The organism is Terasakiella brassicae (genome assembly GCF_014641495.1).
GTDB classification, from domain to species: domain Bacteria; phylum Pseudomonadota; class Alphaproteobacteria; order Rhodospirillales; family Terasakiellaceae; genus Terasakiella; species Terasakiella brassicae.
Map to the genome: position 1 here is coordinate 1 of NZ_BMHV01000043.1, position 11,495 is coordinate 11,495.

The following is an 11,495-nucleotide window of genomic DNA, read 5'->3' on the forward strand; positions in this document are numbered from 1 at the left end:
GGTGTTGGTGATCTGTTTGGAACGTCAGCTATGACTCAGGTCTTAGATTGTTATGGTTAATCTCACACTCCGATGACGGGATAGGCATGTTCAAATGAAAAGGTAACGAAACTACCTTAAAAAATACTCTAGGTAATAACGTTACCTTCTAAAATTCCTTATGGAAAGGAGGTCTATCCCGTCATCGGAGTTTGAGTATTCATAACAATATTGAAACCAGATCATCATCCCACAGGCTTTTCAAACACTGGTGCTTGATCGTATTTGGTGATTAATTCATGGGTCAAAGGTTTCTGTGGAAATGGGGGTCGGTGGTGTCAGGGTTATACGTTCATCTTCAAATTCGAGGATCAGAAGGTAGGGGCAATTAGAAATTTCTTCGCTTAAAAATACTGTAAAGTTCTTCTACGATTTCTTCCAATCCTTGCGTTTTGGAAATTTCTATAAGGCTCTTACGCTCTTGAAACGAAAGCTGTGGCTGCATTAAGAAATGATGCACATTTACCAAATTTTCTTTATGTAACGCAAAATACCACATGCAAGATTTTTCAATGTTTTCAGAAGAAATTTCTTTCATCTTTGGATCAATAAATTCCAGTGAGCGTTTGAAACGCGAACGGACATTTCTAATTTTATTCCGTTCCCAGTTTCCACTTGCTCCGTTTGGTGTTTTTAATCCATTGGCGTTTATAAATTTGAGGACTTCTTTTTGATTATAGTTCTCTGAAAATAACCAGCCATCTTTTTCATCGAAAAACTCTTTGAAAACCTCGCTATTTGACCAGTTTTCTTTAATTCGGCGGAAACGGCCGATCAGAACATCTTTGGCTGTAATATCTTGTGAATTGAGGTCAATATAATTTTTACCGCTTTCATCAAACCTTAAACCATAGAAGTTCGCCATCGCAGCATAAGCATGAAGCTCTTCATTGTGTTTCCAGTCTAAATGCTCAATCAAAAACCGTGCATTGTGATAATTCTCTTCATTCTTGGACACACGTTTATTCAAGGATGCTTCACGGGCCTGCTTTTGCCAACCACCACCCGGTTTACGAATATGAGGAACGGGGATAACTTCAATCTCATCTTGCGCTTGAGTTATGATGTTTTCCATTTGAGCTTCATCGAATGGTAATTTTAGATCAACGTAAATTAGTGCGCATTTTTGATTCATTTCGACCTGAGTGCGACACCACTTAAGTGCCCTTTTAAGCTCTGGCCGATTATCTGTATCTGATTTCCTCGGTGCTTCTAGGAAGGTTGAGTTCGAAGATACAATGTACTGCCTGTTGTGCAACCGCCATCGATTTACTGAATAGTTTTGCTGATCGTTCAAATCCATTGGGCTGGGTAGGCCAACCTGCTGATAGCTGCGGATATAATAGGCTGTCTTCACCATAATCACAAAACATACACTCAATAAAAACAAATGGTTATCGTGCATTACTTTCTGTTTTGAGCCGTCACCACATTTTTGTGAGCTAAAACTTCTGAACAACGAAATCGCTGCACCTTGCAGCAAACATATAACTCCTTACAAGGACTATCTTACATGAATAAAGAAATTCAAAATGCTGAAGTTGCTCTTGATGAAGAAATCAAAGAAGTTGTTGAAAACGAACAATCTGAATCTAATCTCAAAACGTCGGATGAAGAAAATTGGGAAGCGTGTGAATTCGCAAACGTGGACTTCCAACCTGTTGATGCGGACTTGAAAAAAGGCATTCAACTTGTTTTAGAGGCCGCAGATGCTGTTAAAGACTTCACTGATGCAAAGGATGAAGCTGAAAAAAATGCAAATGTTGCCAGCAAAGCGGTATTGGTGATCCAAGCATGTGTTGCACTGCTACATTTCTATAAACTTAAACCCGCTGTAGTCATCGACATTCTTGAAGCAACTGGAATTGATTTCCCAGCGAATATGGGATTTGAAAGACGGGTAGTTGAAACCGTCGTTCGTGAATCCGGTTGTAAAGTTTCTGGTGGAACGAAATCCAAATTTGGTGGCTGCGTACGCTTTTTAATCAATAAAGATATTCCGACAGAAGGTGTGCCGTCCTTCATTGAAAAGGTGGGCGGTTGGACAAAGCTGTATGACCTTTATCGCAAAAAAGTGGAAGCACCTCAGAAGAAAGAAGAGCAGCGTCTTAAAAAACTCGAAGATGCGAATACGATTCGCCACCTTGAAACAGAAACTCAGCCAATTGGAAACGTCATGGCAGACAAATCTGATGATACTGAAATTCGTGACCAGTTTGCCGGTTTTGATAGCTCTCTTTCTATCATGGTTGTGCGTCGTACAGACGATGATGTTTTGGAAGTTCTAGGCCGTTTGGCTGCTGATGAAATTAAGGCCGAGCAATTGATTTGCCAATTTGGCTTGTTTGAACCATCCGTAACACCAATGAACGATAATGATGAAGGTAAGGAGAAGTTCAATGCAAACTCGTAACCAACCTCAACAAACTGTAATTCGTCAAATGCTTTTGTCTTCGTCACAAGTGCCAACATTGCCACTAAATGTTAAAGCCCCGCTCAAATGGAGCGGGGGGAAGGCTGCTCTTGTGAACGATTTGGTGCTGATGCTACCCGATAAAATCAAGAACACTTATTTTCCATGTTGTGGAGCGGGTAGTATGTTCTTCGAAATGAAACGTCGTGACTTGTTTTCAGGAAAAGCATTTCTGACCGACAAAAACGACAATCTGGTGAATTTTTTCCGTGTTTTACGTGACCATCCTTGGGAGTTGGTCAGCATGTTAGACCTACGTCATGCCCGTTATGGTGGAGGAGGCCGTGCTATTTTTGATTTGGCTGTGGATGAACTTCACTCTGATCAATCTACAGATTTACAACGTGCAGCGAGTTTTTGGATTTATAACAAAACGGCTTCGTTTTCTGCGGTGAGTAAAGAAATTCGACGGAATGCCTATTCGGATGTTTTTGCAACGGAGAAAGATATTTCCCGTCAGGCCATACGGTATTTGCTGACCTTCGGTAAAATGCTTGAAGGCACGGTAATTGAAAATGAATGTTACACACAAACATTTCGCCGGGCATTACTTGATGGAACAAATAGTTTCACGTTTATTGACCCTCCATATTTCGAAGTTGGAGATGGCTTATACGAACCGGAAGATAAGGAAAAGCCAAAAGACGGCTTCGATTTTGCCAAGTTTTCACGAGCTTGTGAAAGGCTATTGGGTGAACATAATTTAATGGTTACTCTGGATGCCAATGAAAGTAGCCTAGAAAAACTGAACTTCATGAAACAGTACCGACATAGCGTATTTTATCGGGGTACCAAAAAATATGAAGATGAGCAGGTTGCCATCAATTATCTTCCTAAATTCTGGGAGGCAACAACTGGCATGCTGAACTGGGAAGATATTTCACCTGACTGGGCGGCCTGATTTTTCAGTGGAAAGGAGGGGCAACCCTCCTATTTCACACGGCGACGCGCACGATCTTTGCAATCGGCAATCTGTTTATCCAGCTTGCCTTCGATGATCATCTTTTTGACGGTTTCCAGAACCTCTACAATATCACTCTTGTCTGGGCCGCATTCGATAGAAGGCATACCTTTTTCGACTTCGAAGGTGTAAGAAGAACCATACCGAAGCTCAACGAACCAACTACCGCTTTCATCCTGCCAGAACCACGGGCGGGGCTTCGCAGCAACCAGCTTCTTTTTCTTCGTAATGTTCTCAAGTTCATCTTCCGAATTAACGTATCTGTAGCGTTCGATGGTAAATGTTGGATCATTAATGAAGGCAATTTGATTTTCAATGCCTTCAAGCATAACGTCGGAACCTTTACGGCGGCGTTTCTGCTGAACTGTGGGGCGGTTTTGTGTGCTGAATTTAAGCTCTTTCATGACGAATCTCATTGTTGTGTTTCCATAGAAAAAGCATATGGCCGACTGATAAGGTCGGCCAAGTTCAAGAGTATAGTTTAGACAATATTTACAGAAGGTTATGGCCCAAAGGCCACTAAACTAAAGCCATCAATTGGTACAAGTCGCTTTTGGTCTTTGCGTGTATGAAAATTTGATAGCAATCAAAGAGTTCCCGTTCTTCAACCAACGTTTCCCGGGCGGAACTCAACCCGATTCCATCTGTGGTCAAATGGGGTGTAGGTGATTGGTCTATACGTTCAAAGTGGCTGATCAATTTACTTTCCAGACGAAAGGTGTATGGGTACTTTTTTGCAATGTTGTCAGCATGGTCTTCATAAAAGGGCATCATTATTCTCCTCAAAGTAATCTGATTTTATTTATCAATTCCGCTCCACGGGCAGCACAACAGTTCTGAAATGATAAATATTTAAAAATTGAGGAGGTTTGATGATGGATACCCGTGAACTGTATGAAAACCTGAAAGGTCTTGGATCGGTTGATAGTGCTGACGATTTTTCATATTTGTTCGGATACGGCAGCAGTACAATCCGATCACAATGGGCGAAACGCTTATCACCAGATTTAGGAGCGTGGCTTCGATTTTGGTTTTCGTTGAACGAGATTGCTGAGGACACCGAAGAAACTATTAACACCGTACATAACTCAGAACGTGGTGCATATGAAGCCGGGCTGGAAAAGCTTCGAAAATTGCAATCCCGGGTGTGGCAGCATGTTACTGAACTGGCAAGTTAAGGTCGGTTAGGATCAAGTTGCCATTTACAATCAATTGTCCCGAAATCACTCATGGAAATGCCGATGGGTTCAAACCTTGGCAGAATGCTCATGTAACAAGCCATTGTTTTCACCGCATCGGCTTTCTGCATATCACATTCAGATTTGGTGGAGCCGCTGTGCATGATTTTGTTGATTTGTTTATAAGCGTATTCAGTCGCAAAGCGCAGCTTACGTTCAAATTCCTGAATATCCGACATCACCATAAAACCACCCTCTTTGAAAACCGAGAATGACCAAACGCGATTTGCGTTTAAGGTAAAGATGTCGCTGATTTCATTTTTCACTTCTTCGCAATAGTAAGCGCGTTAGCGAAGAGACACAGCACCATGATCGCCACCGTTAGCGAGACGCTGATGTTCAAGCCAATATTCGGGGTCCATGAGTTCCTGTTCCGTCGTAGCATTTGCGATAGTAGGAAGAACAATTATGAAACATAAAAACAATCTGACCATATTGATAGTGTAAGGCCGATCTCATACTAGGGCCAAGAGCGTTCTTGTTTAGCAGTCCATACTTTCCCCTGCATTACGCCTGTATCCAAAAAGAATACAAATAACCTTGCACTTTGTATCTTTTAAAGATACAGTTAAATTTATGATTAAAAGCTTTGGCAATAAAGAAACGCAATCACTTTTCGACACGGGTAAAAGCCGTAAGCTGCCCAGTACCATCTTGAAAGTCGCCATGCGTAAATTGGATATGATTGATGCGGCTGCTAAGTTGGAAGATTTGCGAGTGCCACCAGCAAACCGCTTGGAAATCCTGTCAGGTGATTTGTCTGGCTTGCATAGCATTCGAATTAACAAACAATGGCGTATTATTTTTCTGTGGAAAGACGATGGGCCATACGATGTTAAAATCGTTGATTACCATTAGGAGGTATCATGTCACGAATTAAAACACACCCCGGTGAGGTTCTGCGTGAAGAATTCATGGAACCTCTGGAATTATCCGCAGGTAAAATCGCAAAAGCCATCGGTGTTCCTCGTGATCGCATAGAGAAAATCTCGCGAGAACAAAAAGGTGTCAGTGCCGACACGGCTTTACGTTTAAGCAAATTGTTCGGAACTTCACCAGATTTCTGGATGAATTTGCAATCTGCTTATGAGCTTTCAGTAGCGCGTTCTGAAAATGATTTCGAGAATATTCATATGCTGGAATGCTTGCAAGATGATGAACCACGAGTGCAATAACTACATCCGCTCAAGAACCTCTTCCATCATTCGACGCAAGTCATGGTAAACAACCTCTGTGCTGTGTGGGTCCATACGCTTGATTTCCATTACATCGCTCACGAGTGACGGATTACATCGTTGTCCGTCAAAATACTGCCCCGCCCAACGAACCTCAGATGATCGGATATGTGACGAGATTTCAGAAATATCATTTCCGAACGAGCAGACGCGCACGGTAAACCCATGTGACTTTTTATGATCAATCCGTTTGGAAATGGTAACACAATCTGAACCGTTTATTTTAGCCACGGGCCACTCTTCCTCATCAATGTCCTTTAAGTCCACCGGGACTTCCATGAATTCAACGGCATAGATGAAGGTTGACGCGACTTCGGGTAGAAATTCATACATTCGCATAATCTTCTCCATCAGCACTGCGGATCAAGGTCATGGAACAGCGATTGTCGAAATCAACCATATTGCAGCTTCCAAGAATAATCTTGGCACCCGGTATTTTATGGCGGTCACGTTCAGTAACCAATTCTGGGGCTAAAGCTTGGCAATCCAATTCCACTGTTTTGAAATCTTTTGGGGGCTGAATAACCATCGGATATAGCCCAATACAATCACATTTGACCGCATATCGGTCCGTGTTACCGGAACGCTCAATCGTAACTTTACTACCCACCTCATGAATCGGATAATTACCAATCCATATTTCCGCTCGTTCAGGACGATATGGTAAATTGTTTATCACCCCGGTAACGCTGAGAAACAGGGTATAGACCTTGTTTTGCTGTCCGGCCCAAAGGTCAATAGACTTCGGTCCCGGTGGTTCTTCTATTTGGTAGTCAAATTCATTTAAGCGCATAAGGGTGTCTCCTCTTTTATGACACCCTTATTTATGCTGAACGATTACCCGTATTTTCCGCTCTGCAAGCTACAAATAACACGCTGGATTTCGCCCTTACTAGCGCGACTACCATCATTATCAGCTTGCGTGAGAATTGTTTCAATCTGTTCCCAATCACCGCCTTGTTTATAAAGTGCGAGGCCCAAATGGAAAAATGCTCGATGTCGTTGCCCGTGCCCTGCTGGAATGCTTTGGTAAATCATCACTGATTTTTCTACCGACGCATTTGATAGTTTCCCCTTGTAGGGCACTTTAATATCTTCGGCGATTAGCCCATCAAGGTTCACAGTTTCTAAAACCTTATTGGGGTCCAACGTTTGCCCACTAAAAACATGGAAGAAACTATCATCTTGATTAGCAGCTTTAGCAGGAAGGTAGAAAAGTGCTGAGGCATCAATCTTCGTCAAATCAAATCCGTGGTCTTCATAACCATGTTCTTTAAGCTGATCAAAAATCCAGTTGATGGAAATTCGATGAACGTCAGATGTCATTGGTGTTTGCGTCGGAAAGAAGACACGGTAGCGATCTCGTCCACTGTAGGTGTTGCAGATCATATGGCTGAAATCGGAGAACGCATGATGGAAATCCTTCCAACTAATACCACCACCATCATGATCCAGCCACAGTCCCCACGACATGGTAACATTATCGCGCCCCCGACTTGTTTTATCTGATAGCTGTGCATCAAAATTGGCAGAAGATACCAACACATTGTCTGATTTATTTTGAAACCAGTCATGTGAAGCTTCTTTCAACTGGTTCATAAATTGGTCCACATCATTGATCTCATAATCAATGCCAGTGGTGTCATATGGAGATTCGAAAATTGTTACATGCGGTGTTACATCTAGAACAGTTGCCTGTTTTACTCGAATAGCCTTTTTCTTGACGCACAACTTTTTGCGTTCCGCTGCATTCTTAGATTTCTTGGGCCGACCGACAGGTTTCTTTTCAACTTCATCATTGATGAAGCTTGGGGAAAAACATTCGACTTCACAGCCGGGGAATAACTCTTCAAGATAGTCTGCGGATTGACGATCAGGTACAAATACCTCTACTGGTCTGGTCGCACCTGCATCGCGTAGTGATGATCGCATGACAGCTTGATACAAGATTTGATGAACAAGGGCATCACGCATTTCGGTTGGCCCCACCCCCATGTTACGCATGAATGTATAATGGGGAGAAGTTGGATTTAAGGCCGACATAAACACCACGGTGTCGATATGCTGATAACTGTTAATCCCGTATGGATTATGTTTTAGGTTAATCCCGTTTGAAAGGTCTTTAAACCATTTATCTTTCCAGTGGTTATTGGCCCACCATAAGAAATCCTTATTACCTAGGCGGACAACCAAATCACCGTGCAAAATATCCATTACATTGGTTTCTGCACCATCCACATCAAAGGTCTTTTTCTGATATTCGAGCGACCACGCTTCTTCCGTCCAGTAATGGATTTTCAAACGCTTTCCATTGTTATGCACATCACTAATTTGATCGGGGGTGATTGCATCATGCTTTACAAAAGTAATGTTATTTTGTTGCCATAAGCGATACAAAATGCTTCGCTTGAAACATGCCCCCATTATGATGGTTTCTTTGAATCCCAAAACCTTTTCTGGCCTTAGCAAACTGAAAAACCAAAACTGCCCGCTATCTTTACCAGTATCTTCGTGATTGGTTATACGTTCGAAATTATGATTTAGGGCATAGATGTCGTAAGTTTTGTCACGAACCAATTTAAGCAAGGGTTCAATCGCTTTTAGGCAATCGTCAGCTTTGTCGATGACACCATCAATTGTGGACCCTTTTTTAGCCGTCACAAGGCTATACCCATTGTCGAGGTCATGAAGATCAAGCAGTGGGGTCAATAGACCTTGGCTTAATGGGATTTGATATTTGTGCCCTTGATCCACATCTGGGATTTCATCAATGATCAGTGTCCATTTTTCTTTGTGCGGAAAGTCTTTCAATTTTAAAAATGCTTGATGGGTGATGATTAAAACCACACCGTAATCAGCAGGAATTCGGATTAGATATTCACGAATTTCTTTTGTGACAAACTCGACGCTTTCAATCGTATTATCAATACGAACGACCTTTACAGGTGTCCCTAGACTATCCGCCGTTGCTTGGATGTTGATTTCAGTTTGCGCAGTTAGATCGGTTGATGGCTGCACAATAACGATGTTTTGATGGTTCTTCAAAACCTGTTCAATGGACCAATTGCATGCGTTTCTGGTTTTACCAGTGCCAGCTAAAGCATCAACATATTTGATTGTTTTATCGCTGCCTCGGCAGCGTTTATTGGATATGGGTTTTATCATTATGTTCTCCCCATTTGTTTTTGGTTCTCCTCAAATGTCAAATGGGAAGCCCTAGCCGGAGGAGAACAATCGACATGTCTTGAATAAGCTACTTTCAAGATGAGCTTCCCATCCCCTATTTATGTTGCAGAGTTTTGTAGTTTTTCGCCCAATAGGTCATATACATGCTGTTCAATGAATCGGCTGATTTCACTGAACTGGGATGCGATTGCGACATGAATTTTCAGACTTGTTTTTGCATACCCTTCCATCGCTGTCAGATAACCAACAAATTCCGATGGTGTATCGTTTTTGACGATTTCAAAGCCTTTCTTCGCTTTTAGAAGAAATTTTGCCCACGCAAGGGTTGCCAGATAAATTGATGCAACATAGCCTTTCAGGGTGTGCGTTTTGCCATCGTTCATCACTGTGATGGGTGTTGGTGGAATGAACATAAAATCCTGAGCCTTTTTACCATCTGCAAAGGTCAATTGGATTGCTTCTGTCTTAAAGTCACCTTCCGTGACACCATGTTCACATGCCAATTCAAAATAGTAATCTGTGAAGAAACTGTGGTCGTGTACCCAATCGACTAGGGGGCCGGAGTAATCTTTCACCTGCATGGCTTTCTCACTATAGGTTACATTGCCAGCAAGGTCAGATTCTGTTGGCTCAACAATATAATCACCACAAGGATATTGATGGGCTATGAGTTCGGTTTCAGCAGTTTCAATTTCCATACCATTGACTGTCAAAAATGGTTTGAAATCGAAATTCGTCGTGGTCTTTGCCATTGGACGTTCCTCTTACATATCGCTGTTTTTTTAGATACAGCTTTTATTGCTTGCAGCACCACATGTGCTGATTTGTAAAAGGAGATTAACGCCGCTCTGATAGCTGCGCCAATATCTTTTTTATCGGCCTATATCAATAACTTATCACTTCTTTTTTTCAAGTACAGATACCCTCGGGCACCGGGTATTACGGGTAGCGTAGACCTGTTTTTCTCGTTGCTTTAAGTTTTATCGATTAAGATCAAACCTGATAAAAGGTGAACACCTTTCTCACTTTCATTTATTTAATTGCAAAAGCCGTCTCTGTGTTGTGACAGAGGAAGTGCATGGGCGGAATTTGTTTGGTGGGGGTTTTGTTATGAGAAGAAAAATCCCATTTTTCGTTGATGCCAGAGATTTTGATCATTTCTGGATCTGGGATGTCAGGCATTGTGTAAATACCCTCTTGTGCTAGGGCAGATACAACCCAATGCAGGTCTCTCATTTCTTTATAATCAAATGGTTTGCCTGTCTCATAGTCATAATCCAAGAGCTTGCCTTTAACATCATCAGGAACATTTGAGTATCCATATGACTCTGATGCTTCTACCCATTCAGCATATTCTGAAAATGACATACCTTTGTTTCTGGCAGAATTACTGAATTCCTTTTCATCACATAAATAGATTTCAAGATCGAACTCACCATCATCTGCAAACCGCTCAGTGATCCACCCATGGTTGCCGTGATAGGACCATTTAAAACGCATGCCATCCAATTCTCGTAAAATGATGTTTCCGTATTTACCGTTAAAGATATGGGTAATGTTGACCTCTTCTCCCGACTGCCCTTCAAAGAAGTTAATCTCATAGTAGGTAGAAACAAGATTAGCGATCTCGTATGCAGTCTTTTTTTCAACAATAACTTTATCGAACTTGCAACGGACAAGCGTTGCGTAGTTTGATTTTGTCATAAAGTAATTATACCCGAGATGATGAAAGGCTGAGTGCCTGTTACACCAATGCTCCACATCTGCGTTTGGAACTTGAACAAGGCAATCGAAACCACATTGAATTAACTCACTTGCCTTTAGGTGTTTTTCTACCCATGAACTCATAATACATTCTCCTAAAATTCACTCCCCCTCACCGTTGAGGACGTTTCGTTGAGAATGATCGTATGGGAGCGAGAGAAGTTTCTGCAATTTCTTTTTCGCTATTCAAAACAAACAATTACTATACTTTAAAATCATGTATAGATTGATGAAAACTATCTGATCTATTCTTTGTTTATAGTCATGCTTCGATGGTTAGATTGTGACAATATCCCCATTCTCCCCAGAAACCTTTTCCCCTAGCCAATGAATACGCTCAACACCCTAATGAACCAAACTGATGGTCAGTGTTTGCGGTGTCTGTGGAATGATTATGGTGTTAATACTCACACTCCGATGACGGGATAGACCTTCTTTCAAACAGATCATCAGATGGTAACGTTATTACCTTAAAGTATTCTAGGTAGTTTCGTTACCTTTTCATTTGAACATGCCTATCCCGTCATCGGAGTGTGAGATTAACCATAACAATCTAAGACCTGAGTCATAGCTGACGTTCCAAACAGATCACCAACACC

The 11,495-nt window shown here is 41.8% G+C and carries 13 protein-coding genes; 5 read left to right on the forward strand and 8 right to left on the reverse strand.

Annotated elements, in window-relative coordinates; translation table 11 throughout:
- Positions 1-367: 367 nt before the first annotated feature.
- Positions 368-1,522, reverse strand: a complete 1,155-nt coding sequence (locus IEW74_RS16425) for a hypothetical protein (protein ID WP_188667143.1) — start codon at positions 1,520-1,522, stop codon at positions 368-370.
- Between the two features lie 30 nt (positions 1,523-1,552).
- Here IEW74_RS16425 and IEW74_RS16430 point away from each other — a divergent pair, with 30 nt between their 5' ends.
- On the forward strand, positions 1,553-2,452 hold the full coding sequence (locus tag IEW74_RS16430) for a hypothetical protein (RefSeq protein ID WP_188667145.1): 900 nt from the start codon (positions 1,553-1,555) through the stop codon (positions 2,450-2,452).
- Entirely contained in the window at positions 2,439-3,413 is a 975-nt protein-coding gene (locus tag IEW74_RS16435) for a DNA adenine methylase (RefSeq protein WP_188667147.1), read from the forward strand. The genes IEW74_RS16430 and IEW74_RS16435 overlap by 14 nt, the downstream gene beginning before the upstream one ends.
- 29 nt (positions 3,414-3,442) lie before the next feature.
- Here the strand turns inward: IEW74_RS16435 and IEW74_RS16440 are convergent, their stop codons facing one another.
- Positions 3,443-3,877, reverse strand: a complete 435-nt coding sequence (locus IEW74_RS16440; protein WP_188667148.1) for a hypothetical protein — start codon at positions 3,875-3,877, stop codon at positions 3,443-3,445.
- 468 nt (positions 3,878-4,345) lie between these two features.
- On the opposite strand from IEW74_RS16440, the gene IEW74_RS16445 reads away from it, so the two are divergent.
- Positions 4,346-4,651, forward strand: coding sequence for a hypothetical protein (locus IEW74_RS16445; RefSeq protein ID WP_188667150.1), 306 nt, complete (start codon positions 4,346-4,348; stop codon positions 4,649-4,651).
- Here the strand turns inward: IEW74_RS16445 and IEW74_RS16450 are convergent.
- A complete protein-coding gene (locus IEW74_RS16450) occupies positions 4,648-4,896 on the reverse strand; it encodes a hypothetical protein (protein ID WP_188667152.1) in 249 nt (82 codons plus the stop codon). The genes IEW74_RS16445 and IEW74_RS16450 overlap by 4 nt on opposite strands.
- 391 nt (positions 4,897-5,287) lie before the next feature.
- On the opposite strand from IEW74_RS16450, the gene IEW74_RS16455 reads away from it, so the two are divergent.
- Positions 5,288-5,569 (forward strand): type II toxin-antitoxin system RelE/ParE family toxin, encoded by a 282-nt coding sequence (locus tag IEW74_RS16455; RefSeq protein ID WP_188667154.1) that lies wholly within the window; start codon positions 5,288-5,290, stop codon positions 5,567-5,569.
- 8 nt (positions 5,570-5,577) lie between these two features.
- Complete coding sequence (locus IEW74_RS16460; RefSeq protein WP_188667156.1) at positions 5,578-5,886, forward strand: HigA family addiction module antitoxin; 309 nt, start codon at positions 5,578-5,580, stop codon at positions 5,884-5,886.
- On the opposite strand, the gene IEW74_RS16465 is transcribed toward IEW74_RS16460, so the two are convergent.
- The 5 genes from IEW74_RS16465 to IEW74_RS16485 form a co-directional block, all read right to left on the reverse strand.
- The gene (locus IEW74_RS16465; protein ID WP_188667158.1) at positions 5,887-6,285 is read right to left on the reverse strand and encodes a hypothetical protein; all 399 of its coding nucleotides are present in this window, start codon (positions 6,283-6,285) and stop codon (positions 5,887-5,889) included.
- Positions 6,272-6,739: a hypothetical protein gene (locus tag IEW74_RS16470; protein ID WP_188667160.1), complete on the reverse strand. Its 468-nt coding sequence runs from the start codon at positions 6,737-6,739 to the stop codon at positions 6,272-6,274. The genes IEW74_RS16465 and IEW74_RS16470 overlap by 14 nt, the downstream gene beginning before the upstream one ends.
- Positions 6,740-6,783: 44 nt before the next feature.
- Positions 6,784-9,111 (reverse strand): DEAD/DEAH box helicase family protein, encoded by a 2,328-nt coding sequence (locus tag IEW74_RS16475; protein WP_188667162.1) that lies wholly within the window; start codon positions 9,109-9,111, stop codon positions 6,784-6,786.
- A 119-nt stretch (positions 9,112-9,230) separates the two neighbouring features.
- A complete protein-coding gene (locus tag IEW74_RS16480; protein ID WP_188667164.1) occupies positions 9,231-9,884 on the reverse strand; it encodes a hypothetical protein in 654 nt (217 codons plus the stop codon).
- 280 nt (positions 9,885-10,164) lie between these two features.
- Complete coding sequence (locus tag IEW74_RS16485; RefSeq protein WP_188667167.1) at positions 10,165-10,980, reverse strand: hypothetical protein; 816 nt, start codon at positions 10,978-10,980, stop codon at positions 10,165-10,167.
- Positions 10,981-11,495 lie beyond the last annotated feature (515 nt).